Origin of the sequence: Salmonella sp. NW645 (genome assembly GCF_051703725.1) — a bacterium.
Lineage (GTDB): Bacteria > Pseudomonadota > Gammaproteobacteria > Enterobacterales > Enterobacteriaceae > Salmonella > Salmonella enterica.
Map to the genome: position 1 here is coordinate 40,167 of NZ_JAMMKR010000010.1, position 25,507 is coordinate 65,673.

General features: G+C 52.5%; 26 protein-coding genes and 2 pseudogenes. 13 read left to right on the forward strand and 15 right to left on the reverse strand.

Annotated elements, in window-relative coordinates; genetic code table 11:
- The first annotated feature begins 80 nt into the window (after window positions 1–80).
- The 4 genes from hslV to rraA all read left to right on the forward strand — a co-directional run bounded on the left by hslV (window position 81) and on the right by rraA (window position 3,526).
- Entirely contained in the window at window positions 81–611 is a 531-nt protein-coding gene (hslV, locus tag NA389_RS19115; RefSeq protein ID WP_000208240.1) for an ATP-dependent protease subunit HslV, read from the forward strand.
- 9 nt (window positions 612–620) lie between these two features.
- Window positions 621–1,952: an HslU--HslV peptidase ATPase subunit gene (gene hslU, locus NA389_RS19120; protein ID WP_001293360.1), complete on the forward strand. Its 1,332-nt coding sequence runs from the start codon at window positions 621–623 to the stop codon at window positions 1,950–1,952.
- Between the two features lie 66 nt (window positions 1,953–2,018).
- On the forward strand, window positions 2,019–2,948 hold the full coding sequence (gene menA / locus NA389_RS19125) for a 1,4-dihydroxy-2-naphthoate polyprenyltransferase (RefSeq protein ID WP_000139639.1): 930 nt from the start codon (window positions 2,019–2,021) through the stop codon (window positions 2,946–2,948).
- A gap of 92 nt (window positions 2,949–3,040) precedes the next feature.
- Entirely contained in the window at window positions 3,041–3,526 is a 486-nt protein-coding gene (gene rraA / locus NA389_RS19130) for a ribonuclease E activity regulator RraA (protein WP_000872918.1), read from the forward strand.
- A 221-nt stretch (window positions 3,527–3,747) separates the two neighbouring features.
- Here the strand turns inward: rraA and zapB are convergent, their stop codons facing one another.
- Window positions 3,748–3,987 carry a septal ring assembly protein ZapB gene (gene zapB / locus NA389_RS19135; protein WP_000051370.1) on the reverse strand — a complete coding sequence of 80 codons (240 nt, stop codon included), beginning with the start codon at window positions 3,985–3,987 and terminating at the stop codon, window positions 3,748–3,750.
- A gap of 398 nt (window positions 3,988–4,385) precedes the next feature.
- Here zapB and NA389_RS19140 point away from each other — a divergent pair, with 398 nt between their 5' ends.
- The 4 genes from NA389_RS19140 to fpr all read left to right on the forward strand — a co-directional run bounded on the left by NA389_RS19140 (window position 4,386) and on the right by fpr (window position 8,725).
- A complete protein-coding gene (locus NA389_RS19140) occupies window positions 4,386–5,231 on the forward strand; it encodes an MIP/aquaporin family protein (protein WP_000084285.1) in 846 nt (281 codons plus the stop codon).
- Between the two features lie 20 nt (window positions 5,232–5,251).
- Window positions 5,252–6,760, forward strand: a complete 1,509-nt coding sequence (gene glpK, locus NA389_RS19145) for a glycerol kinase GlpK (protein WP_000136809.1) — start codon at window positions 5,252–5,254, stop codon at window positions 6,758–6,760.
- A 111-nt stretch (window positions 6,761–6,871) separates the two neighbouring features.
- Window positions 6,872–7,882 (forward strand): class II fructose-bisphosphatase, encoded by a 1,011-nt coding sequence (gene glpX, locus NA389_RS19150; protein ID WP_079920689.1) that lies wholly within the window; start codon window positions 6,872–6,874, stop codon window positions 7,880–7,882.
- Between the two features lie 96 nt (window positions 7,883–7,978).
- Window positions 7,979–8,725, forward strand: coding sequence for a ferredoxin--NADP(+) reductase (gene fpr / locus NA389_RS19155; RefSeq protein WP_000796303.1), 747 nt, complete (start codon window positions 7,979–7,981; stop codon window positions 8,723–8,725).
- A gap of 109 nt (window positions 8,726–8,834) precedes the next feature.
- Here fpr and NA389_RS19160 read toward each other — a convergent pair whose 3' ends face one another.
- Window positions 8,835–9,263, reverse strand: coding sequence for a DUF805 domain-containing protein (locus NA389_RS19160; protein ID WP_000155241.1), 429 nt, complete (start codon window positions 9,261–9,263; stop codon window positions 8,835–8,837).
- A 100-nt stretch (window positions 9,264–9,363) separates the two neighbouring features.
- Here NA389_RS19160 and NA389_RS19165 point away from each other — a divergent pair, with 100 nt between their 5' ends.
- Together NA389_RS19165 and tpiA are read left to right on the forward strand one after the other, a co-directional pair.
- Window positions 9,364–9,960 (forward strand): YiiQ family protein, encoded by a 597-nt coding sequence (locus NA389_RS19165; RefSeq protein WP_000802241.1) that lies wholly within the window; start codon window positions 9,364–9,366, stop codon window positions 9,958–9,960.
- Window positions 9,961–10,072: 112 nt separating this feature from the next.
- Complete coding sequence (gene tpiA / locus NA389_RS19170) at window positions 10,073–10,840, forward strand: triose-phosphate isomerase (protein WP_001216335.1); 768 nt, start codon at window positions 10,073–10,075, stop codon at window positions 10,838–10,840.
- Between the two features lie 91 nt (window positions 10,841–10,931).
- Here the strand turns inward: tpiA and NA389_RS19175 are convergent, their stop codons facing one another.
- The 7 genes from NA389_RS19175 to lsrA all read right to left on the reverse strand — a co-directional run bounded on the left by NA389_RS19175 (window position 10,932) and on the right by lsrA (window position 17,604).
- A complete protein-coding gene (locus NA389_RS19175) occupies window positions 10,932–11,696 on the reverse strand; it encodes an epimerase (protein WP_001088045.1) in 765 nt (254 codons plus the stop codon).
- Window positions 11,697–11,705: 9 nt separating this feature from the next.
- Window positions 11,706–11,996 (reverse strand): (4S)-4-hydroxy-5-phosphonooxypentane-2,3-dione isomerase, encoded by a 291-nt coding sequence (gene lsrG, locus NA389_RS19180; protein ID WP_001543603.1) that lies wholly within the window; start codon window positions 11,994–11,996, stop codon window positions 11,706–11,708.
- 82 nt (window positions 11,997–12,078) lie between these two features.
- On the reverse strand, window positions 12,079–12,954 hold the full coding sequence (gene lsrF / locus NA389_RS19185) for a 3-hydroxy-5-phosphonooxypentane-2,4-dione thiolase LsrF (protein ID WP_000774146.1): 876 nt from the start codon (window positions 12,952–12,954) through the stop codon (window positions 12,079–12,081).
- Between the two features lie 28 nt (window positions 12,955–12,982).
- Window positions 12,983–14,005: an autoinducer 2 ABC transporter substrate-binding protein LsrB gene (gene lsrB / locus NA389_RS19190; RefSeq protein WP_000090739.1), complete on the reverse strand. Its 1,023-nt coding sequence runs from the start codon at window positions 14,003–14,005 to the stop codon at window positions 12,983–12,985.
- Window positions 14,006–14,033: 28 nt separating this feature from the next.
- On the reverse strand, window positions 14,034–15,035 hold the full coding sequence (gene lsrD / locus NA389_RS19195) for an autoinducer 2 ABC transporter permease LsrD (protein ID WP_000981826.1): 1,002 nt from the start codon (window positions 15,033–15,035) through the stop codon (window positions 14,034–14,036).
- Window positions 15,032–16,075, reverse strand: a complete 1,044-nt coding sequence (gene lsrC, locus NA389_RS19200) for an autoinducer 2 ABC transporter permease LsrC (protein WP_000911133.1) — start codon at window positions 16,073–16,075, stop codon at window positions 15,032–15,034. Before lsrC ends, lsrD begins: the two co-directional genes overlap by 4 nt.
- On the reverse strand, window positions 16,069–17,604 hold the full coding sequence (gene lsrA / locus NA389_RS19205) for an autoinducer 2 ABC transporter ATP-binding protein LsrA (protein ID WP_001167248.1): 1,536 nt from the start codon (window positions 17,602–17,604) through the stop codon (window positions 16,069–16,071). Before lsrA ends, lsrC begins: the two co-directional genes overlap by 7 nt.
- Window positions 17,605–17,859: 255 nt before the next feature.
- Between lsrA and lsrR the strand changes: the two genes are divergently transcribed.
- The 3 genes from lsrR (at window position 17,860) to NA389_RS19220 (ending at window position 20,862) form a co-directional block, all read left to right on the forward strand.
- Window positions 17,860–18,819: a transcriptional regulator LsrR gene (gene lsrR, locus NA389_RS19210; RefSeq protein ID WP_001283049.1), complete on the forward strand. Its 960-nt coding sequence runs from the start codon at window positions 17,860–17,862 to the stop codon at window positions 18,817–18,819.
- Between the two features lie 86 nt (window positions 18,820–18,905).
- Window positions 18,906–20,498 carry an autoinducer-2 kinase gene (gene lsrK, locus NA389_RS19215; protein ID WP_000113088.1) on the forward strand — a complete coding sequence of 531 codons (1,593 nt, stop codon included), beginning with the start codon at window positions 18,906–18,908 and terminating at the stop codon, window positions 20,496–20,498.
- Window positions 20,499–20,511: 13 nt separating this feature from the next.
- A complete protein-coding gene (locus tag NA389_RS19220; protein ID WP_001173080.1) occupies window positions 20,512–20,862 on the forward strand; it encodes a cupin domain-containing protein in 351 nt (116 codons plus the stop codon).
- Window positions 20,863–20,951: 89 nt separating this feature from the next.
- Here NA389_RS19220 and NA389_RS19225 read toward each other — a convergent pair.
- From NA389_RS19225 to NA389_RS19250, 6 genes and pseudogenes are all read right to left on the reverse strand, one after another.
- Window positions 20,952–21,092: pseudogene (locus NA389_RS19225) on the reverse strand (CDP-diacylglycerol diphosphatase); the annotation flags it as partial.
- Window positions 21,093–21,137: 45 nt separating this feature from the next.
- Window positions 21,138–21,263: pseudogene (locus NA389_RS19230) on the reverse strand (hypothetical protein); the annotation flags it as partial.
- A gap of 97 nt (window positions 21,264–21,360) precedes the next feature.
- On the reverse strand, window positions 21,361–22,083 hold the full coding sequence (locus tag NA389_RS19235) for a GntR family transcriptional regulator (RefSeq protein ID WP_001535809.1): 723 nt from the start codon (window positions 22,081–22,083) through the stop codon (window positions 21,361–21,363).
- A 62-nt stretch (window positions 22,084–22,145) separates the two neighbouring features.
- On the reverse strand, window positions 22,146–23,186 hold the full coding sequence (locus tag NA389_RS19240) for an ADP-ribosylglycohydrolase family protein (RefSeq protein WP_000557875.1): 1,041 nt from the start codon (window positions 23,184–23,186) through the stop codon (window positions 22,146–22,148).
- 9 nt (window positions 23,187–23,195) lie between these two features.
- On the reverse strand, window positions 23,196–24,155 hold the full coding sequence (locus NA389_RS19245) for an aminoimidazole riboside kinase (protein ID WP_000646495.1): 960 nt from the start codon (window positions 24,153–24,155) through the stop codon (window positions 23,196–23,198).
- Window positions 24,156–24,165: 10 nt separating this feature from the next.
- On the reverse strand, window positions 24,166–25,500 hold the full coding sequence (locus tag NA389_RS19250) for an MFS transporter (protein WP_000777322.1): 1,335 nt from the start codon (window positions 25,498–25,500) through the stop codon (window positions 24,166–24,168).
- Between the last annotated feature and the right edge of the window lie 7 nt (window positions 25,501–25,507).

Sequence of the window (25,507 nt, forward strand, 5' to 3'; positions counted from 1 at the left end):
TCTCCCCCATCTATACTTGCATTATGCCCCGTACGCCGTACGGGGCCGCAATTCAGCATTAGTAACCAAGGGGTCTGCTCGTGACAACAATAGTAAGCGTACGCCGTAACGGCCACGTGGTAATCGCCGGTGATGGTCAGGCCACACTGGGTAACACAGTAATGAAAGGCAACGTGAAGAAAGTCCGCCGCCTCTACAACGACAAGGTCATTGCGGGCTTTGCGGGCGGTACTGCGGATGCATTCACGCTGTTCGAGCTGTTTGAACGTAAACTGGAAATGCATCAGGGGCACCTGGTCAAAGCCGCCGTTGAACTGGCGAAAGACTGGCGTACCGACCGTATGCTACGCAAACTGGAAGCGTTGCTGGCCGTCGCGGATGAAACCGCCTCGCTCATCATCACGGGTAACGGCGATGTCGTGCAACCTGAAAACGATTTAATTGCTATCGGATCCGGCGGTCCTTATGCCCAGGCTGCCGCTCGCGCTCTGTTAGAAAATACCGAGCTCGGCGCGCGCGAAATTGCTGAAAAGGCGTTGGATATTGCAGGCGATATCTGCATTTACACCAACCATTTCCACACCATTGAAGAATTGACCGCCAAAGCGTAAGGACCTCTCATGTCTGAAATGACCCCACGCGAAATTGTCAGCGAACTGAACAAACACATTATCGGCCAGGATAACGCAAAGCGTTCCGTGGCGATTGCATTGCGTAACCGCTGGCGTCGTATGCAGCTTGATGAAGAGCTGCGCCACGAAGTAACGCCGAAAAATATTCTGATGATTGGCCCGACTGGCGTCGGTAAAACCGAAATCGCCCGTCGTCTGGCAAAACTCGCCAACGCGCCGTTCATTAAAGTCGAAGCCACCAAATTCACCGAAGTGGGCTATGTCGGGAAAGAAGTGGACTCTATCATCCGCGATCTGACCGATGCCGCTGTGAAAATGGTTCGCGTACAGGCTATCGAGAAAAACCGCTATCGTGCGGAAGAGTTGGCGGAAGAACGTATTCTCGACGTACTGATCCCACCCGCAAAAAATAACTGGGGCCAGGCCGAACAGCAGCAGGAGCCTTCTGCCGCCCGTCAAACGTTCCGCAAAAAACTGCGCGAAGGCCAGCTCGACGATAAAGAGATCGAGATTAACCTCGCCGCCGCGCCGATGGGCGTAGAGATTATGGCACCTCCGGGCATGGAAGAGATGACCAGCCAGTTGCAGTCTATGTTCCAGAACCTGGGCGGTCAGAAACAGAAACCGCGTAAGCTGAAAATTAAAGACGCGATGAAACTGTTGGTTGAAGAAGAGGCTGCTAAGCTGGTCAACCCGGAAGAGCTGAAACAGGACGCTATCGACGCGGTTGAACAGCACGGCATCGTGTTTATCGATGAAATTGACAAAATTTGTAAGCGTGGCGAAACCTCCGGCCCGGATGTTTCACGCGAAGGCGTACAGCGCGACTTACTGCCGCTGGTAGAAGGCTGCACGGTTTCGACCAAACACGGGATGGTCAAAACGGATCATATTCTGTTTATCGCCTCTGGCGCGTTCCAGGTGGCGAAGCCGTCTGATCTGATCCCGGAACTGCAGGGCCGTCTGCCGATTCGCGTTGAACTTCAGGCGCTGACCACCAGCGATTTCGAACGCATTTTGACCGAGCCAAACGCCTCCGTCACCGTGCAGTATAAAGCGCTGATGGCAACTGAAGGCGTCAATATCGAGTTCACCGATTCCGGTATTAAACGTATTGCCGAAGCCGCCTGGCAGGTTAACGAAACCACCGAAAACATCGGCGCGCGCCGTCTGCATACCGTACTGGAGCGTCTGATGGAAGAGATTTCCTATAACGCCAGCGATCTGCACGGCCAAAACATCACAATTGATGCGGAATATGTGAGCAAACATCTGGATGCGCTGGTCGCAGATGAAGATCTAAGCCGTTTTATCTTATAATCGCGTCCAATGCATTTTCATCACTGTTGATGGGGCTGAAAAGCCCCATTTTTATTGGCGCTAAATATGACTGAACAACAACAAATTAGCCGCACCCAGGCCTGGCTGGAAAGCTTACGACCCAAAACCTTACCCCTCGCCTTTGCGGCGATTATCGTCGGTACGGCCCTGGCATGGTGGCAAGGCTATTTCGATCCTCTGGTCGCACTGCTGGCCCTTATCACCGCCGGGCTGCTGCAAATTTTATCCAACCTCGCCAACGATTACGGCGACGCTGTCAAAGGCAGTGATAAACCGGATCGCATCGGGCCGCTGCGGGGGATGCAAAAAGGCGTCATCACCCGGCAGGAGATGAAGCGGGCGTTAATCATTACCGTCGTGCTGATCTGTATCTCCGGACTGGCGCTGGTGGCGGTCGCGTGCCATACGTTAACCGATTTTGTCGGCTTCCTGATTTTGGGCGGGCTGTCGATTATCGCCGCCATCACCTACACCGTGGGTAATCGGCCCTACGGTTATATCGGGCTGGGTGATATCTCTGTCCTGGTATTCTTTGGCTGGCTAAGTGTCATGGGGAGCTGGTACCTCCAGGCGCATACGTTGATTCCGGCGCTAATTCTCCCGGCCACCGCCTGCGGTTTACTGGCGACGGCGGTGCTGAATATTAATAACCTGCGCGATATTAATAGCGACAGAGAGAACGGCAAAAACACCCTTGTGGTACGACTCGGCGATGTCAACGCGCGTCGTTATCACGCCTGCCTGTTGCTAGGCGCGCTGCTCTGTCTGGCGCTGTTTAATCTGCTCTCGCTACACAGTCCGTGGGGATGGTTGTTTATTCTGGCCGCGCCATTGCTCATTAAACAAGCGCGCTACGTAATGCGCGAAAGGGAGCCTGCGGCAATGCGCCCGATGCTTGAACGTACCGTTAAAGGCGCGTTGTTAACCAACCTGTTATTTGTGATTGGGATACTCTTAAGTCAGTGGGCCGTTTAACTGACAAATATCAATTAACAATTGATGATTTTGCCAACAGTATACTTAGCGCGATATACTAAAAATTCTCGCAGCAACTGAACGTTAAGCCTATGAAATACGATACTTCCGAGCTTTGTGACATCTATCAGGAAGATGTCAACGTCGTGGAACCGCTGTTCTCCAATTTTGGAGGACGGTCGTCGTTTGGCGGACAAATCATCACGGTAAAATGTTTCGAGGACAACGGGTTGCTGTACGATCTGCTCGAACAAAATGGCCGTGGTCGGGTTCTGCTGGTCGATGGCGGCGGTTCTGTCCGTCGGGCATTAGTCGATGCGGAGCTGGCGCGTCTGGCTACGCAAAATGAATGGGAAGGGCTGGTTATCTATGGCGCGGTGCGTCAGGTGGACGATCTGGAAGAGCTGGATATCGGCATTCAGGCGATCGCCGCCATTCCGGTTGGCGCCGCAGGTGAAGGCATTGGGGAAAGCGATGTGCGCGTCAATTTCGGCGGCGTGACGTTCTTCTCCGGCGATCATCTCTATGCCGACAACACCGGGATTATCCTTTCCGAAGACCCGCTTGATATCGAGTGATCAAAAAAGGCGCCGTAAGGCGCCTTTTTTATGCGTTGTCGCTGATTGCCGGATGGCAGCTTACGCCTTATCCGGCCCACCGATATCCGCATTCTAAATCCTCTATAGATTTCGCGTCAGGGCAAGGCGGCAAGTAAGTGAATCCCCAGGAGCATAGGCCACTATGTGACTGGGGTGAACGCACGCAGCCAACGCCGCCATAACGTGAAATATGACGAGGATTAGACTTCTTCCATACGACCAAGCAGCGCCTGCAAACGTTCCTGCCAGCCGCTCTGCTGTTCCTTCAGAGAATTATTTTCACGCTCGAGTTCTTCACGCTGATGCTGTGCAGACTGCACTTCCTGCGTCAGGCTGTTGTTCTTTTCTTTCAGCTCTTCAATTTCCATCTGTAACAGGGTGATGGTGTCAATCGCCTGCTGTACTTTTGCTTCCAGTTTCTCAAACACTTCTAAAGACATGATCTTACCTCTCCTGAATTGCAAGGCGACGCTTCACGTAAACGCGCACAATATATAGTGTCGATTGTATGAAGCCCCGCTCTCGCTGTCCAGCGACATACCGCGTAGATCGCGGTTTGCAGCAATTTTCATCCATCTCCTGGTAACATTCATTCAATAACTTAAAAGTGTTAACATATTGGTTAATGAAATGATTCAATTCACTCTCTTCTGCTGTCTCAAAATGCGCCTCATGGCGCGATAACGCTCATTTTATTGACGCAGTACACACATTTTGATTTCGATATTTCTCGTTTTTGCTCGTTAACGATAAATTAACAGTGTGCCTACAGGGCATCGTGGATGTCCATGACCTCCTCGCATACCAATAATCATTACATACTCTTCAGGATCCGATTATGAGTCAAACATCAACCTTAAAAGGCCAGTGCATTGCTGAATTCCTCGGTACCGGGTTGTTGATTTTTTTCGGTGTGGGTTGTGTCGCTGCGCTTAAAGTTGCCGGAGCTACTTTTGGACAGTGGGAAATCAGCGTCATCTGGGGTCTGGGGGTGGCGATGGCTATCTACCTGACGGCAGGTGTTTCTGGCGCACACCTGAACCCGGCAGTGACCATCGCACTCTGGCTATTTGCCTGTTTCGACAAACGTAAAGTTGTTCCTTTTATTATTTCTCAAGTTGCCGGCGCCTTTTGCGCAGCGGCGTTAGTTTACGGGCTTTATTACAATCTTTTTGTGGACTTCGAACAAACCCACCATATCGTCCGTGGCAGCGTTGAAAGTCTCGATCTCGCAGGCATTTTCTCAACTTACCCGAATCCTCATATCAATTTTGTGCAGGCCTTCGCGGTTGAAATGGTGATTACCGCTATTCTGATGGGGCTGATTCTGGCGCTGACCGACGACGGCAACGGCGTACCTCGCGGTCCGCTTGCGCCACTGCTCATTGGTTTACTGATCGCCGTTATCGGTGCCTCTATGGGGCCGTTGACCGGATTTGCGATGAATCCGGCGCGTGACTTTGGCCCCAAAATGTTCGCCGGGCTTGCCGGCTGGGGTGAAATTGCATTTACCGGCGGTAGAGACATTCCTTACTTCCTGGTGCCGCTGTTTGGCCCCATCGTCGGCGCCATTCTGGGCGCGTTTGCTTATCGCAAATTTATTGGCCGTCATTTGCCGTGCGATACCTGCGTCGTGGAAGAGAAGGACTCCACCGCGACCACACAACAAAATGCTTCGCTGTAATCTGATTACGGGACAAAATTATGACTGAAAAAAAATATATCGTTGCGCTCGACCAGGGCACCACCAGCTCCCGCGCGGTCGTTATGGATCATGACGCGAATATCGTCAGCGTATCACAGCGCGAATTTGAGCAAATTTATCCTAAGCCAGGCTGGGTAGAACACGACCCGATGGAAATTTGGGCGTCCCAAAGCTCAACGCTGGTAGAAGTGCTGGCTAAGGCCGATATCAGTTCCGATCAGATTGCCGCTATCGGTATCACCAACCAACGTGAAACCGCGATCGTCTGGGAACGTGAAACCGGCAAACCGATATACAACGCTATTGTCTGGCAGTGCCGTCGTACCGCCGATATTTGCGAACAGCTTAAACGCGACGGCCTGGAAGATTACATCCGCGACAATACCGGTCTGGTCGTCGACCCGTACTTCTCTGGCACTAAAGTGAAATGGATCCTTGACCATGTGGAAGGTTCGCGCGAACGCGCGAAGCGTGGCGAGCTGCTGTTCGGTACGGTGGATACCTGGCTTATCTGGAAGATGACGCAGGGCCGCGTCCACGTTACGGATTACACCAACGCCTCACGAACCATGCTGTTCAACATCCATGATTTGGACTGGGACGATAAGATGCTGGACGTGCTGGATATCCCACGCGCGATGCTGCCCCAGGTACGTAAGTCCTCCGAAGTCTACGGCCAGACCAATATTGGCGGTAAAGGCGGTACACGTATTCCTATCGCCGGGATTGCCGGGGATCAGCAGGCCGCGCTATTCGGCCAACTGTGCGTAAAGGAAGGAATGGCAAAGAACACCTACGGCACCGGCTGCTTTATGCTGATGAACACCGGCGAGAAAGCGGTAAAATCGGAAAACGGCCTGCTGACCACCATCGCCTGCGGCCCAAGCGGCGAAGTCAACTATGCGCTGGAAGGCGCGGTGTTTATGGCGGGAGCGTCCATTCAATGGCTGCGTGATGAAATGAAGCTCATCAGCGACGCGTTCGACTCCGAATATTTCGCCACGAAAGTGAAAGATACCAACGGCGTCTACGTGGTTCCGGCCTTCACCGGTCTGGGCGCGCCGTACTGGGACCCGTATGCCCGCGGCGCCATTTTTGGCCTGACTCGCGGCGTGAACTCTAATCACATTATCCGCGCGACGCTCGAATCTATCGCTTACCAGACCCGCGACGTACTGGAAGCGATGCAGGCCGACTCCGGTATCCGCCTGCATGCTTTGCGTGTGGACGGCGGCGCAGTGGCCAACAACTTCCTGATGCAGTTCCAGTCAGATATTCTCGGCACGCGGGTGGAACGCCCGGAAGTGCGCGAAGTGACCGCGCTGGGCGCCGCCTATCTGGCTGGTCTGGCCGTCGGTTACTGGCAGAACCTGGACGAGTTGCAGGAAAAAGCCGTCATTGAACGAGAATTCCGCCCCGGCATTGAAACCACCGAGCGTAACTACCGTTACAGCGGCTGGAAGAAAGCAGTTAAACGCGCAATGGCGTGGGAAGAGCACGACAAGTAAGGTCGCCATCCGGCAAAATCTTTGTGCGGGGGCAACTCCGCACACACATCAATTATTCCCTCCTTCCCCTGTGCTACACTGCGCGCCACTCCTTTTTGCTACGAGTTTGTTATGAGACGAGAACTTGCCATCGAATTTTCCCGTGTGACCGAAGCGGCGGCGCTGGCTGGCTACAAATGGCTGGGACGCGGCGATAAAAATACCGCGGACGGCGCGGCAGTCAACGCCATGCGTATCATGCTCAACCAGGTCAACATTGACGGCACCATCGTGATTGGCGAAGGCGAAATCGACGAGGCCCCGATGCTCTATATCGGCGAGAAAGTCGGTACCGGCCACGGCGATGCGGTAGATATCGCCGTCGATCCGATTGAGGGCACGCGCATGACGGCGATGGGTCAGGCGAACGCGCTGGCGGTGCTGGCGGTCGGCGATAAAGGCTGTTTCCTGAATGCACCCGATATGTATATGGAAAAACTGATTGTCGGTCCGGGCGCCAAAGGGGCGATCGATCTCAATCTGCCGCTGGCGGATAACCTGCGCAACATCGCGGATGCGCTGGGTAAACCGCTTGGCGATCTGACCGTGACCATTCTGGCAAAACCGCGTCATGACGAGGTTATCGCAGAGATGGCCAAACTGGGCGTACGCGTGTTTGCCATTCCTGACGGCGACGTCGCGGCCTCAATTCTGACCTGTATGCCGGATAGCGAAGTCGACGTGCTGTACGGGATTGGCGGCGCACCAGAAGGCGTGGTATCCGCAGCGGTGATCCGCGCGCTGGACGGCGATATGCAGGGGCGTCTGCTGGCGCGCCATGACGTGAAAGGCGACAGCGAAGAAAACCGCCGCATTGGCGAACAGGAACTGGTGCGCTGCAAAGCAATGGGCATTGAAGCGGGCAAGGCGTTATGCCTGGGCGATATGGCGCGTAGCGATAACGTTATTTTCTCCGCGACCGGCATCACGAAAGGCGATCTGCTGGAAGGAATTAGCCGAAAAGGCCATATTGCCACGACGGAAACACTGCTGATCCGCGGCAAATCACGCACCATCCGCCGCATTCAGTCGATCCACTATCTTGATCGTAAAGATCCGGATGTACAGGCGCATATCCTCTAGCGCATTTGTTAGTTAGAGCCTTCCAGCCTCGCGGGGCTGGAAATCTTTCTCCTGACGAACGAAGATAAGGTTAGCGATTCAGAACAGGAGAAAACCATGGCCGATTGGGTAACAGGTAAAGTCACTAAGGTGCAAAACTGGACTGACGCACTGTTCAGCCTGACCGTTCACGCCCCCATTAATCCTTTTACTGCAGGCCAATTTACCAAACTCGGACTGGAGATCGATGGCGAGCGCGTTCAGCGCGCGTATTCCTATGTGAATGCGCCTGACAATCCGAATTTAGAGTTTTATCTGGTGACGGTTCCGCAAGGAAAGCTCAGCCCGCGGCTGGCAGCGCTAAAACCTGGCGATGAGGTGCAAGTGGTCAGCGACGCGTCGGGTTTCTTTGTACTGGATGAAGTGCCTGACTGCGAGACGCTATGGATGCTGGCGACCGGAACCGCTATTGGCCCGTATTTGTCTATTCTGCAATATGGCCAGGATGTCGCGCGCTTTAAAAATCTGGTCTTGGTCCACGCCGCACGCTTCGCCGCCGATTTAAGCTATCTGCCGCTAATGCTGGAACTACAACAGCGTTATGAAGGCAAGCTGCGCATCCAAACGGTGGTCAGCCGGGAGAGCGTGCCAGGCTCGCTTACCGGACGCGTGCCAGCGCTCATTGAAAACGGCGAGCTGGAAAAAGCCGTTGGATTACCGATGGATAAAGAGACCAGCCACGTCATGCTGTGCGGGAACCCGCAGATGGTGCGCGATACGCAGCAACTGCTGAAAGAGACCCGACAGATGACTAAACATCTGCGCCGCCGACCGGGGCATATGACGGCTGAACATTACTGGTGATGTTTTACCGAATGGCGGCTGGGGCTTATCCGGCCTCCTGCAAATCATCACCAATCTGTAGGCCCGGTAAGCGTCAGCGCCACCGGGCAAATTACGGTTTACCGCCCGTTTACGGTTCTGCTTTAAACTTCACGTCCTGTGTCGCTCTCCCAAACTTATTTTCCCCCTGAACACCGACAAACGCGCCCAGATCGATAAGCATCATCACCAGGATCAGCGTCGGAATAAATCGCCCGACGACCCACTGCCACATCCCCGGCAGCATCACCCAGTTTCCGGCCAGCAGCATCCACGCCAGAATCATTAGCAACGCCCACGCGCCGGAACGTCCCCGGTCATGCAGACGTTTGACCATGACGGCGGCGGTCGGCCACAGCAGGCACACCAGGCAAAATGCCGCCGTTTGGATATCAAGCAGATTTTTCCCCGCCAGCGAAAATAGCGCCAGCATCCCGGCGAACCAGAGGCCGATCCAAATCCAGAAATCACGGCGTCCGATACGCCCTTTAAATGAGAATAACCATTGCTGTATGGTCATGTAAGTTCCTTATATTTTGCCTTCCGCTACAGTTTACCCTTTTGACAAGCCCGACAGTTATCGTTTTAATCGTGAGCAGTCCTAACGAAAGGTAAGATTGATGAAGCCAGGATGTACTCTATTTTTACTGTTGTTTTCTGCTCTCACCGCCAGCATAACGGCGCACGCGCAGCTCTCTTCATCGACCACGACGGCGCCCTATCTGCTGGCGGGCTCGCCAACCTTTGATCTTTCTATTAGCCAGTTTCGTGAGAACTTTAACCGTCAGAATCCCGATCTGCCGCTCAATGAATTTCGCGCCATTGAGAATAGCCGCGATAAGGCGAATCTGACCCGCGCCGCCAGTAAGATTAACGAAAATCTGTATGCCTCCACGGCGCTGGAGCGCGGTACGCTCAAAGTGAAAAGTATGCAGATTACCTGGCTGCCCATTCAGGGGCCGGAACAGAAAGCGGCGAAAGCGAAAGCGCTGGAATATATGGCCGCCATTATTCGTACTGTCGCCCCGTTGCTGACAAAAGAGCAAAGCCAGAAAAAACTGCAAAAGATGCTTATCGCCGGTAAAGGTAAACACTATTACGCCGAGACAGAAGGCGCGGTACGTTATGTTGTCGCAGATAACGGCGAAAAGGGGCTGACCTTCGCGGTTGAACCGATTAAGCTGGCATTATCTGAAAATCTGGAAGGGGCGAATTGATGACAAAAAGCAAAGCCTTTCCGGGGATGAATCTCTATACTGTTTCACAGACCATGCTGCTCTGACGAGCGGCCATCTTCCTTAATTCGCTGACTAAGCGTGGAGAAATGAAATGCGACATCCTTTAGTGATGGGTAACTGGAAACTGAACGGCAGCCGCCACATGGTAAACGAACTGGTGGCTAACCTGCGTAAAGAACTGGCGGGCGTAGCAGGCTGCGACGTGGCAATCGCTCCGCCGGAAATGTATATCGATCTGGCGAAACGCGCTGCTGCCGGTAGCCACATTATGCTGGGCGCGCAGAACGTTGATCTGAACCTGTCTGGCGCATTCACCGGTGAAACTTCGGCTGAAATGCTGAAGGATATCGGCGCGCAGTACATTATTATCGGCCACTCCGAGCGTCGTACTTATCACAAAGAATCTGACGAGCTGATCGCCAAAAAATTCGCCGTACTGAAAGAACAAGGTCTGACGCCGGTACTGTGCATCGGTGAAACCGAAGCGGAAAACGAAGCGGGCAAAACAGAAGAAGTATGCGCACGCCAGATCGACGCGGTACTGAAAACGCAGGGCGCGGCAGCCTTTGAAGGCGCGGTTATCGCTTATGAACCCGTATGGGCGATCGGTACCGGTAAATCTGCAACTCCTGCGCAGGCGCAGGCGGTTCACAAATTCATCCGTGACCACATTGCTAAAGCTGACGCGAAAATCGCTGAACAGGTCATTATCCAGTACGGCGGTTCTGTTAATGCCTCCAACGCAGCCGAACTGTTCGCGCAGCCGGACATCGACGGCGCACTGGTAGGCGGTGCTTCTCTGAAAGCTGACGCTTTCGCGGTGATCGTGAAAGCAGCAGAAGCTGCTAAACAGGCTTAATTGCCGATCAATGTCTGATGGCGCTGTGCTTATCAGGCCTACCAGCCGAGTGCTTATGTAGGCCTGATAAGGTAAAGCCGCCATCCGGCATTTATGCTGTGGAGGGTAAGAAAGTAGTATCCCCGGCAACCTTAAACATCGCCCTCCAGCTCCGCGTATTCTCAGCCAGCCGATCATCACGAAATAACGCACTACCAGAAACAACACGATCGATGCCCTGTGCAATCAGCGAAGGCAACTGATCCTGCGTTAACGACCCATCAATAACGATAATTTTACCTTCGCGTTTATCACCAAGTAGACAGAGAAGCTGTGCCACGCGCTCATGCAAATCACTGGAGCGCATTTTACTGCCGTATCCAGGGTTCACTGCCAGTAGTTGAATAACCTCAACGTCGCTCAGAATGGGGATAATGACATCCAGAGGCGTTGCCGGGCATAAACTAATCCCCCGGATCACCGGCATTTCACCGCCAATAACGGGCACGGTCTGCTGACCAAGCCAGCTTAGCGTATGATGCAGATGAATATCGCCTTCAGCCTGAAGCGTGATGCAGTGTGCGCCCGCCTTCACGCAGGCTTGCGCCGCCGCCCATTGATCCGCTACCATCAAATGAACATCTTTGATAAAGGTTTGCGGCAGTTGCCCAACTGCCCATGGCCCAACGGTAAACTGCGGGCAAAATTGACCATCCATCAAATCCAAATGCAACAGCGGCTGGTTTAGCGCTTCCAACTGTTGCAGATAGCGATGCAACGCAATCCACTGCCCTGCCAGAATACCCACACTAAGCGGATATGACGCTAACAATGCCACACATGCTTCGCGCGTTAATCCGGCAAACTGGCTGTTCATGAGCGCTCCTTAAGGCATCAAACCCATAAAAACTTTTTTTGTCCGCGGACCGGTCATCAACGGTTCAAGCTGCTCCACGCAAGTTTTGTAGTGTGGCGTTGTCTTGTGAAAAGCGACGGCCTGTTCATCAACGTAGGCTTCATAAATATAAAATCGCGTAGGCACCTGCGGATCCTGCAGAACATCAAAACGCAAGTTACCCGGCTCTTTAATTGAGCCCAGATGATTCTGCCGAAAAACATCGATAAATTGTTCAACCTTGTCATCATGAACGTTAATTTCAACCAGCGTAACGTGCATCATTAACCCCCTGATTATTCCAAATAAAATAACAGTCATCCCCATCTCCTCGCATCGGTAAAAGATGGGGAAGCGATCTCATTTAACCTTTCTCACTCAAAAAAAGCTCATAAGCACGCTCTGCTGTTTCGTTATGATGAACGACAGCATGTACCGCTTTAATCATGGCTACCGGATCTTCTGACTGGAATATATTACGCCCCATATCTACGCCAGAAGCCCCCTGGTCAATCGCCTGATAGCACATTTCCAATGCTTCACGTTCAGGCAGTTTTTTACCGCCGGCGATGACAATCGGCACCGGACAACCTGCCGCAATACGCTCAAAACCTTTATCGACATAATACGTTTTGATAATTTGCGCCCCCATTTCCGCAGCGATACGCGTTGCCAGTGAAAAATAACGCTGGTCGCGAGCCATATCTTTACCCACTCCGGTCACTGCCATTATTGGCATCCCGACGCGTAACCCGGCATCAATAAGTTGAATAATATTTTTAATCGACTGATGTTCATGCTCACTACCAATATAAACCTGTGCGGCAGCAGCACAGCTATTCAACCGCACAGCGTCATCCATCGCCACCGCAACCGCCTCATTGCTTAATTCAGTGAGAATAGAATTCGCCCCGGACGCGCGTAAAACGACTGGTTTATTGATTGCCGGAGGTACCACACTGCGTAATATGCCGCGAGTACACATTAAGACATCAGCATATTCAAAGAGCGGCGCAATATTGATATCAATACGCTCAAGTCCGGTTGTCGGCCCCTGGAAATATCCATGGTCAAAGGCCAGCATGACCGTTTTTCTGGTCTTGGGATTAAAAATCCTCGCCAGTCTGGACTGCATTCCCCAATCCAGCGCGCCACAGCCTTTTAATGCGAACAAAGTGTTAGTTTGTGGTTTATCGGTGTGAAAATCTTTGCCATCTTTAATATCATCTAAATCAGCCATTCTTTACTCCGTCGATACATAACAGTTATCAGAAATCATATTTGTCGATATTGTCTTTGTTGAAAATGACACGCTCCGGCAATAACACAATGCCGTTACCTTTTGCCTCATAGTGATATCCCTGCTCACTATTAGGTGAAACGGTGACTTTGCCGATGCCGGGAATATCCAGTGAGTCACCGACATTCATTGGCATATTTTTCAGCAACGCGTTGGCGACATATACGGAAATTTTTCCCTGTTGGACGACATCCCACAGGCCAAACTCTTTAACAGTGCCGCGCTGAACATAAGGGCGCATTACATTCGGCGTACTAAAACCAACAATCGCGAGATTATTGCGTTTAAGGTTCTCCGCCGCCTGTGCCGCAGCAGGTAAAGCGTTAGCGTCAGGCGCGATGATGGCATCCAGATCGGGATACGCTTTGATGATACCTTCCGCCGTCTGGAGCGATTTCGTGGCATCGTTATAGCCAAACTGGGTAGTGACTATCTCCCACCCCGGATGTTCCTGGCTAATTTTGGCTTTAGCTTCTTTTACCCACTGGTTCTGGTCGGTCACCGTTGGGCTGGAATAGAAGAAAGCGACTTTCGCTTTCTCTTTGTCCACCTGATGAGCGGCCATCTCTACCAGCATGCTGCCGAGCTGTTTTGGCGTCCCTTGATTGATATAGTAAGAACGGCACTCCGGCTTGGTATCGGAGTCCCAGGTTAATATTTTCACGCCTCTTTGCATTGCCCGCTTCAACGCCGGGCACAGGCCATCAGGCGAAACGGCAGAAACGATAATGGCGTCATACCCCTGATTGACAAAGTTATTCACCAGTTGAACCTGGCCTGAGACGCTGGGCTCTGTAGGGCCATCGTAAGTTACGTCAATGCCCAGCGCTTTTCCCGCTTCCTGCGCGCCATTACCGCCGCTGGTAAAAAAGCCCACGCCAACCAGTTTGGGAATAAAAGCAATCCGCTCTGCCGCCTGCACGGTCATTACCGCAGATGCCAGACCAAACGCAGTGAGTAAGGCGATCATTTTAATGCTGTGTCTTGCCATTTTTTTCTCCATAAATTTCAAAAGGAAATCATGCCTGATGCGCATTGCGACGGCGTGAGTACCATTCAAGGATTTGGTGACGATGCAAACTGACGGAACGACCAACGACAACAACAATGAGAAGCGCACCGGACAATGCGCTGGAAATTTGATTCGGCACTCCGGCCATCTGTAGCCCCTGCTGTAAAAATCCCACCAGCAGCGCCGCCAACGCGGACCCCATAATCGACCCGGAGCCGCCATAAATATTGGCGCCTCCCAGCACAACCGCCGTAATGGCCGGCATCAGGAAAGAGGCGCCCAGATCCGAACGTGCGGAGCCAAAGTAAGAAACCAGTAATACGGCGGCGATAGCGGAGGCGCATCCGGTCATGGCATACACGGTATACAACGTGCGATTCACCGGGATCGCGCTGTACTGCGCGACACGGGCGCTCTGGCCAATCAGGAAAACGTTGCGTCCCATATGCGTGCGATGCATGAGCAGCCAGAAAAACAAACAGCACACAAGAAAAAAAATAAGCGGCATAGGAATACCAAGAAATGAAATATTGGCAAAGTCAGTGAACGCTGTGGGAAATCCACCAATACCTTCATAACCCGTGGCGCCAGCCATACCAGATAACAATAATGCGCTACCACCAAATAAATACATGGTTCCCAGGGTAATCACCAACGGGTTTACGCCGGTATAAATAATAAGTCCGGCATTTATCAGCCCACATATTGCGCCGAGTAGTAGGGTAATAATAATCGCTAAAGGTAGCGGCATACCAAGCTGAAACAGCACACCCAGGGTAATCGCGCATAGCCCGATTGTAGAACCAAATGAAATATCCATGCCACCGCTGACAATAACCATTGTTAGCGGCAAAGCGACAATACCGATACAAATAAAATCGCTAGTGCTAAAAAGTAAGACATTAATATCTAATAAACGTGGATTAATCAGACCGAAAGCCAGAATTTCAAAGATCAATAAGGCTGCCAGCGCAATTTCCCAGCTATAGCGTCGCCATGGATTCATCATGCCACCTCTTTGTTTTTATTCTGTTGTGCGTGCGTTTTTGCTTCCGCCTGTAGTGGAGTGGGTGGTGATATAAAACGGGCATATTTCTGGCGGCGCAGATTGCGTTGTAATGCGCAACGCAGCCGCCCATCGAATACCAGTACGCCCAACAATACCAGACCAGCAATAAAATCGTTCCACCAGGCGGGGATGCGCAGCAGCACTAACACACTATCGATTTGCGTAAGAAAATAAGCGCCGAGAATAGCGCCGATGACCGTGCCTGACCCGCCTAACAGGCTAATTCCCCCCAAGACGCAGGCCGCGATGGCTTTCATTTCCAGCCCCGTGCCGGTTTGATTGGGAATGAAGCCAATCTGCGAGGCAAACACGATTCCAGCCAATGCCGCCATACCGCCATTAAGTGAAAATGCCATGATGCGTACCATCTCGGTACGGACACCCAATTGCCGGGCGCCCTGCAGGTTATCGCCGGTGGCGTAAAAATTGCGGCCAAAGGCGGTTTTCGCCAGGAGCCAGGCCATAAGCAGCGCTAACACCAGGGTAAACCAGCCGATTGCGGAAATTCCCAGAAACACCGGAGCAGAGAGTTGCTTTAAGCCTGCGGGTAATCCTTCAATCCATTTTCCCCCTGTCCATAGCAGCATGATCCCACGATACAAGCCCAGCGTTCCCAGCGTGGCGACAATGGCGGGTATCTTCAACCAGGCAACCAGTACGCCATTAAAAAATCCGGCGACAATTCCTAATATTAGTGTGGCCAGGCAGGCGACCGGCAGGCTATAGCCGGCGTTTAACATCACTCCCAGCAATACCGCGCACATGCCTGTCGTCGAGCCCACCGATACATCAATATTGCGGGTGAGCATTACCATCGTCGCGCCAATCGCCAACAGCATCAAAATTTGCGCGCTACTGAAAACCATTGTCAGCGTTTGCACGCTCAAATACTGGCTATCCAGCGCGCCAGGAAACACGAATAAACAGACTATTGCCAGCAGTGCCGTCGCTTCCCGATTATTTTGGATGAATTTCAACATGTTGCCTCCGACGCACCATGTTCGCCAAACGCAACGTGCATGATGGTATCAACGTTAATTTCCTCGCCGCATAACGCAGGCCCCCCCAGTTCCCCCTGGTGCATGACATATACGCGATCGGCCATCTGCTCTATCTCTTCCAGATCGGAGGAAATAAACAGCACCGCGACATTTTGTTGCGCGATACTGCGCAACAGCTGATAAATATCGCTGCGGGCGGAGACATCGACACCGCGGGTCGGTTCATCGACAATCAGTAATTGCGGAGAGGCCTCCAGGCATTTGGCAATCAATACTTTTTGCTGGTTACCGCCGGATAAAGTACGCGCCGCCTGTTCGGCATTATTGAGTTTGATATTTAACGCGCGGTGGTAACGTTCAAGAGTGGCGTTATCCCGCTGGGGCTTTATCCAAAATCCTTTTTGGTTGTGGGTCAGCGAACAGACATTCCATGCCAGGGAAGCGTCAAGATACAGCCCGGATGACTGCCGATCTTCCGGCAAATAGACCAGGCCGAGCTGCAACCGCTGTTGGGTTGTCAGGGCGTTAATTTCTTCACCATTGAACAGCATCCGCCCCGCATTGACCGGTCTAATACCGTACAGCGTTTCAGCCAGTTCTGTGCGTCCCGCGCCGACCAACCCGGCCAGACCAAGTATTTCGCCTGCCCGCACCTCAAGGTTGATATTCATAAAACCTTCGCCCGTCAGCGACTCCAGCGCTAATACCGTCGCGCCGCGTTCGTTCTGCGGGCGGCTGCCAGGCAATTCCAGCCACAACTTTTGATTCGCGGAAAGACTGACGCCCTGCGTTGCCGGGGTGATAGCTTGAATAATCTCGTCGGTAGAAAGGTCATGCGTTTTTCCGAATAATGCGATTTTACCGTCACGCATCACGCTAACGCAGTGAGCTAACTGTCTAATTTCTGGTAGCTTATGAGAAATAAATACAATTCCGACACCCTTTTTCAGCAACTCTTGCAGACGCGTAAATAACCGATCAGTTTCGGCTGGCGTTAACGACGCCGTGGGCTCATCAAGAATTAAGATTCGCGAGTCGCGCATCAAGCCGCGCATAATTTCAACGATCTGGCGGTCTGCAACATCAAGCGTACCCGCAGCGCTCGCCGGATCGAGTTGGCATCCCATCGCCTTTAATAGCTGCTGCATTTTTTCCGTGGAGGCCTGACGTCCCTGCAAGCCAAACAAGATATTTTCCCGCACCGATAAACTCGGAAATAACAGAGGCTCCTGGGGAACCAGGTAAATGCCATACTGGTGCGCCTTCAGAGGCGTTAAATGACTGCAACGCACACCAGCAATATCGATAGTCCCTCCATCTGGCGGGACTATACCGGCAATAATCTTCATTAATGTTGATTTACCCGCACCATTGCCGCCAAGCAATGCGTGCACCTCTCCCGCATGCAGAGTAAAGTCAATTCCCTTTAGTACTTCGACGCCGGAATAACTTTTATAAATGTTCTGCACACAAATCAGAGGGGATGCAGTATTGTGACTGATTTGCATGTTGCCTCCGCTCCCTCAATGTTGACTGACGGGACTGAACAAATGTTTTTTGAAAAAGAAATTGTTCAAAACGGTAGTAGTTATTTGGTCAAAAAACTCTCATCCAGATCACGTTTTCTGAATAAATGAATTTTTAGATGATAAATGTTCAGATTTGACGCGTTTTTGTGGCGTTAATCACGGTTATTTCGGAGTGATAACTGAACAATTGTGTTAATGATTTAGAAATGTTCAAAGTAAAGCCAGGTTATGACAATGAGCGATAATACGTTGGTATCTGATTATGGAATGTGCGAAGAAGAGCAGGTGGCGCGTATTGCCTGGTTCTACTATCACGATGGATTGACGCAGAGTGAAATCAGCGAGCGTCTGGGGTTAACCCGGCTAAAGGTTTCTCGTCTGCTGGAGAAAGGGCATCAGTCCGGTATTATTCGCGTACAAATCAACTCCCGTTTCGAAGGGTGTCTTGAGTATGAAAATGCCTTGCGTAACCACTTCGCATTGCAGAATATCCGCGTGCTGCCGGCATTACCCGATGCCGATATTGGTCTGCGCTTAGGAATCGGCGCCGCCCATATGTTGATGGAGTCACTGCGGCCACAGCAACTACTGGCCGTCGGCTTTGGCGAAGCCACGATGACCACATTAAAACGCCTCAGCGGATTTATCTCGGCGCAACAAATCCGACTGGTCACGTTATCCGGCGGCGTGGGGCCGTATATGACCGGAATAGGCCAGCTTGATGCCGCTTGTAGCGTAAGTATTATGCCCGCGCCGCTGCGCGCATCATCGCAGGAAATTGCCTGCACGCTGCGCAATGAAAATAGCGTGCGGGATGTGATGCTCACAGCGCAAGCTGCCGATGCCGCCATCGTGGGGATTGGGGCAATTAACCAGAAAGATCAAGCCAGTATCTTAAAATCCGGCTATATCACTCAGGGTGAACAACTCATGATTGGCCGCAAAGGCGCAGTAGGCGATATTCTGGGCTATTTTTTTGATGCTCATGGCGAAATTATTCCAGACATCAAAATCCATAACGAATTAATTGGCCTGAAGTTAAATTCACTTTCCACGATCCCAACCGTGATTGGCGTCGCCGGCGGCGAACAAAAAGCAGAAGCTATTATTGCCGCTATGCGCGGTAACTATATCAATGCGCTGGTTACCGATCAGAAAACCGCAGGGAAAATAATTCAACTTATTGAAAAATAAAAAATAAAACAACACTTACCTCAATTCAATAAACAATAACTGACAGGATTTTATGTAACGATGTAAAAATAGCCGAGGATAAAAAAATGGCTCGACTCTGTACCCATACTGAATCAGGACATTACCTGATGGCTCTTGACGCCGGTACCGGTAGCGTCAGAGCAGTAATTTTTGATCTACAAGGAAAGCAAATAGCTGTCGGTCAAGCGGAATGGCAGCATCTGGCCGTGCCGGATGTGCCTGGTTCGATGGAGTTTGATCTTGCCAAAAACTGGCAACTGGCTTGCCAGTGTATTCGTCAGGCACTACAGAAAGCCGCCATTCCTGCAACGGCTATCGCTGCCGTATCGGCCTGTTCGATGCGTGAAGGCATTGTTATTTATGACAGTAACGGCGAACCAATTTGGGCCTGCGCTAATGTTGACGCCCGCGCGGCGCACGAAGTCAGTGAATTAAAAGAGCTGCACGATAACACCTTTGAGGAGGAAGTTTATCGTTGCTCCGGGCAAACGCTGGCGCTCAGCGCTATTCCGCGTCTGCTCTGGCTTGCCCACCATCGTCCGGATATTTATCATCGCGCGTCAACCGTCACTATGATCAGCGACTGGATGGCCTTTATGCTCAGCGGCGAACTGGCGGTCGATCCCTCCAACGCAGGCACGACGGGGTTATTGGATCTGGTGACCCGCAACTGGAAACGTAGCCTGTTACAGATGGCGGGCCTGCGTTCTGACATTCTCTCGCCGGTAAAAGAAACCGGGACGCTGCTCGGTCACATTTCACAGAAAGCGGCTGAACAGTGCGACCTGCAAGCGGGTACGCCGGTCATCGTTGGCGGCGGCGATGTGCAGTTAGGCTGTCTGGGGCTGGGCGTCGTACGCCCGGCGCAAACGGCCGTGCTGGGCGGAACCTTCTGGCAACAGGTAGTCAATCTTCCCACGCCGGTCACCGACCCAAACATGAACGTTCGCATCAATCCTCATGTGATCCCCGGTATGGTACAAACCGAATCTATTAGCTTTTTTACTGGGTTAACGATGCGTTGGTTCCGCGACGCCTTTTGCGCCGAGGAAAAACTAATCGCTGAAAGGTTAGGTATTGATGCGTATTCCCTGCTGGAAGATATGGCCAGCCGGGTGCCTCCCGGCGCGCACGGTGTGATGCCCATCTTCTCTGACGTTATGCGTTTTAAACGCTGGTACCACGCCGCGCCGTCGTTTATCAATCTGTCTATCGATCCTGAAAAGTGTAATAAAGCGACCCTATTTCGCGCGCTGGAAGAGAATGCCGCCATTGTTTCCGCCTGCAATTTACAGCAAATTGCCGCGTTTTCCGGCGTACAGGCCGACTCGCTGGTTTTTGCCGGCGGAGGATCTAAAGGCAAATTATGGAGCCAAATCCTTGCCGACGTTACGGGACTCACCGTTCACGTACCTGTCGTCAAAGAAGCTACCGCGTTAGGGTGCGCTATTGCCGCAGGCGTTGGCGTGGGTATCTGGCCGTCGCTGGCGGAAACGGGAGAAAAGCTAGTGCGCTGGGATCGGGAGCATAAACCTAATCCTGAAAATTTCGCTGTCTATCAGCAGGCCAGAGAAAAATGGCAGGCCGTTTATCAGGATCAACGCGCGCTGGTCGATGGTGGCTTAACGACATCCCTCTGGAAAGCGCCAGGCCTGTAACAGGAGAATAAGCATGCAAAAAACGAATGAGAAGAATCATGAATACCGCTTTGGCGATAATGGCCCTAAATACTTAATCCGTGGGCCGGGCTGCGATATGGGCGTCGTCATACTACAACCAGGGCAGTCATTCCCTAACCATCGCCATAATACCGCTTGTGAGATTTTTTATACCCTAAGCGGTGAAGTGTGCCTGTATCTGGAAGGAACACCTCATATCCTGCAAACTGGAGATGTTTTACAGTGCGAACCTGGGGAGGCGCATTATCTCATTAATAACGGCGATAAACCCTGGAAAGGCGTGTTTATTAAATCGCCGCATCTGGAAAATGACAGCCACCCCGCGGATCCACCGGCCTGGTAACGCCCGCGCCATCGCCAGATTTTGCCGGATAGCGCCACGAGAGCCTTGTCCGGCCTCCAAACGGCATTCGTTAATGCAATATCAAGCTGTCATTTGATGACCTGTTGGTTCAAGATATCACACTGATGATCCTGAATTTCCTCGGCAGAAGCGCGATTGAAGGTCAGTAAATTACGCTCGGTCGCCAGCAGGACAAAAGAGCCATCGCTTTGGCGTACCCCCGCCAGCGCGATACATCACAGCATCCCCGCCCGCGCAGGAACTTTCCCTGGTCCCATCGCCACAGCAAAAAATAGCAGTGCGGTCATAAACTCCGGCAGTAGCGAAGTCGCCCACAGAAGGATAGTAACGCCAACGATGATGGAAGGGAGGAGCAGAGGATGGGACAACCAGAGCGACATACCTGTCTCCTGTCGATTTTTTCAGCAAGAATACGACGGACAGTCAGGCAGGTAAACGCCAGATATAGTGAGGTTATCGCAGGATTAAGCGGACAGATCAGTGATAATGAATTTCACCAAAGTATTCAGACAGCACGTAATAGCGGCAATACTCAAAAGGGCTGTCCTTCCCGGCCTGAAACGTCTGTCTGGCGACAGATAACAGCGGTTTATTGGCGGCGATTTGCAATTTTTCGCACAGGTCAGCGGAAGGTAAAATCGCCTCAACTTTTTCTATCGCCGAGTCGCTTGTGACGTTTAATAACGAATAAAGCGACGTATGCTCCAGCGCCTGCGGTGTGAGTTGCAGATCGGGAAAGAAGCTAAGATCGAGATAAATTTTCTCATGGTTAAATGGACGGTTATTCAGGCAACGAATACGCGAAATATAGAGATAGTGATGCTGTGCGGGCAGGCTCAAGCCGTCTGCCTGAGCGTCGCGCGCGCGGCGCGGCGCGATTTCCAGAATACGGTTCTCAATCGCCACGCTGGCGTCCTGGAGATCGCGGGTAATACCGCGAAACGTGTGCCCGTAGCTCACGCCTTCCGGCACCGAGCACACCACCGAACCACTCCCGCGCTGCGACGAAATAATGCCCGCATTGATTAATTCGCTCCAGGCCTGTTTAACCACAATCAGCGAGACGTTGTAGGCTCTGGCGATCTCTTTTTGCGTCGGCAGTTGACTACCTAAAGGCAGGGATCCATTTTGGATCTGCTGACAGATGATAAAAAATAGTTGCTTATAAAGCGGAGTAAAGCTCGTTTTATCAACCTGCAAGCTGCGCACCTCACGTCTTCGCCAGCAGGGGACGTTTTACCGTCCCCGGCAGGGTGAATTCGCTACCCTGCGATTTGCCTGGCCAGTTCTGCCAAATCGAAATGATTCATACGATCCAAAGTCGTTAAATAATCGGCGGGAAAAGCCTCCACGCCATGGAATGCGCCGGAAATCGCCCCGACCATGGTGGCGACAGTATCAGTATCATTGCCGATATTAACGCCGGAGATAATAGCATCTACGGCAGAATTCGGACAACACGCGAACAGGCCAAAGGCCGCCGGCACCGCTTCACTCACGTGCAGCCCGGAGCCAATAATATCAGCAAGTTCCACCACCGCCGTTTCCCAATGGCGATGACGTTTACCGATATCTACGGCCAGCTCAATGCGTCGGGCAACGGAAGGACCTGCCACCATCATCGCACCTTGCTCCTGCGCCAGCAGATAGCCCCTTTGCGCACCGTAAATACCGGCGGCAATAATGCTGTCTGCGTTGGTCTGCGCTCTTAACGCCTCGCTGGTTGCCGCCGCCATCGCCGCTGCGCCGGACATCGCCAGCACGTTATTATGCGTAAAACGGCAAATCTGCAGCGCGCAGTCAATCGCCGCGTCGATATCGCCAGGATGCAGCACCGCCGCCGGCCAAATCTTCATAGCCGCGCCGTTGGTGGCTTCGGCATTACCCTTATTAATGATCTGTACCGATTGTTTTTCGCCTTCCAGCTCGCCCTGCAAAGAGGCGCGATTATCATTAAATATCGCTTTCATTGCCGCCCGCGTCGTCGGACCGGTAAAGTTGGCGTAGAAAGGATAATCCAGCCACTGTTGGAAAGCTTCGCGCATCGCTTCGTCGCTGACTTCACGCTGATGGCGCAGCAGCGCGTCCATAATGTACTTAGCCTGAATAAAATCATCCGTGCACATACCCGCTTCATTGCAGCGGCCAAACGTGTCCGCAGGCGGTTTTTGAAAGGTCGTCACCCAGCCGCCAAAATAGTCTTTTATCTGCTGCTGGGTGCGTACTTCCGTCGCGGCTCCCATCGCGTCCGCGGCGGCGGCGCCAACCAGGCATCCCAGTATTTTGTTTTGATCAACGTGCATGATGACTCCTTATTTCACGGTCATGGCTTGTGCCAGCGAATGGCTGGACAGAAAAGTGTTGAGCTGCTCAGGAAACGGCAGAGCGGTCATTGCGCCTTTTGCCGTCACCGCCATAGCGCCGCAGGCATTGGCATTGCTGATGGCTTCCGCCAGCAGGGCATGATCCCAGCAATTTGCGCGGGAAAGGGTGAACAGCAGGCCGCCGACAAAAGCATCGCCGGCTCCCGTGGTATCGACGACATCGACGCGCGGTGCGGGAAAATGGAGCTCCCCCTCGGCGGTAATCAACAGCGCGCCATCGGCCCCCAGCGAAATGATGGTGGTGTCGCAGCCCAGATCGCGCAGGTAATAACGCGCATCCTGCCAGTGGCTGGCGCCGCTGAGCTGGCACAGCTCATCTGCCGAGACTTTACAGATAGAAGCCAGCGCGGTGGAGCGGGCGATCAGCTCAGGGATTTCATCGGTATTGCGCCACATTTTGCTGCGTAAGTTGACGTCAAACAGTACGTAACCACCCGCTTCACGCATTCTTCTCGCTCCCTCAAGGCACGCCTCGCGAGCGGGACTGTCGGTGAGGCCAATTGAGCTGAAGTAAAACCATTCGTACTGCCTGAACGGCGGCAGGTCCTGCGGCGAGACGTAGGTATCGGCACCAGGATGCACCAGATAGGTAAAACTACGCTCCCCATCAGCCGTCAGGTTGACGATCAGCACCGCGCTGGTCAGGTCCGCATCCAGCCGCAGCGAAGAGACATCCACGCCGTTATCCTGGAAAACCTGGCGCAGGAAGCGGCCGGCGTCATCGTCGCCAAGACAACCGATAAAACCGCACTCCCCGCCCAGCCTGGCAACGCATACCCCCACGTTCGCCGACGCTCCGCCGGGGCATTTCAGATAGCTGTTCTGTTTTTCCGGCACCAGATCAACGGAAGCATCGCCGATAACCCAAACCTTATTCATGGCCTTCATTTGCGCCTCCTTATGCCTGTTTCTGCGCCAGGGCAAGCTGAATATCACGATAATATTCGTTGTTAATCAGATACTTTTTCATAAGCAGCCCAACCGCAAGGTGGAACAGCGCCGGAATGAGCGTCATCATCAGCGCAATACCGGTGAGCGAACGCGCGCTCTGTTCAACATCGGCCTGATAGCCAAAGTGGCTCAGCAGGAATCCGAGTATCCCGCCCGCGATCCCCATCCCAAACTTCTGGAAGAAGAGGATGCCGCCAAACGCCAACCCGGAAACGCGCAGACCGGTTTTCTTTTCTCCGTAATCCACCGCTTCGGCGATAGAGGACCAGAACACCGGCATTTGCATATCGCAGAAGAAATTAATAAGAAAATAGAACGCAAAGGCCAGGATAAGATTTTCACGCCCGACGGAGAAATACATCAGCGCGCTCAGGACAAAGGTAATGATCTGGGTGTAGCGGAACATCTTAATTTTGTCCCAGAACTTGGTTATCCAGGTGGTGGCGATCATCGCTAAAATAGAGGCAACAACGCCGGTAGTCAGAAAGGGTGAAATCAGGCTATCTCCGCCGTTCAGATAATACTTGGCGTAATAAGCGGCAACGGAACCGCGAATAACATAACCGCACATCAGCAGCAGAATAACAACGCCGAGAATAATCCACTGATCGTTACGTAACAGATATTTAAACTGTTTCCCCACCGATAGCGAGGTAATTTCCGGCTCGCTGCGTTCACGCGTGGTAAGAAAACAGAAGATAAACAGCAAGGCGCCCATCGCCCCCATCAGCCCCATCGAAAACTGGTAACCCAGCGCCTTGTTGCCCTGCCCCAGCCAGACGGCAAGCATCGGTACGACGATAGTCACCAGGAAAGCGGCAATCTTGGTCATCACAAAGCGATAGCCGTTGGCGCTTAACCGTTCGACGGGATCGCTGGTAATGACGCCAATCATCGAAATATAGGGAATGGTGATCGCGGTATAGACCAGGGTCATAAGAATATAGGTGCCATAGGCCCACGCCAGCTTGGCCATATAAGCCATGTCAGGCGTAATAAACATCAAATACACGGCGAAACCAAAAGGAATGGCAAACCACAGCAGCCACGGGCGGTAACGTCCCCAGCGCGTATTCAGTTTATCGGTCAGAACCCCCATGGCCGGATCGATAATGGCATCAATCATCCGCACAACCACAAACAGTACGCCAACATCAGCAGCGCTCAGGCCGTAGATATCGGTATAGAAATAGGCGAGGAGCAGCTGCATGGCGATAATCACAACGTTTATCGCCATATCTCCCGCGCCGAAGCCGATTTTTTCCACGATAGAAAGTTTCATGTTGATA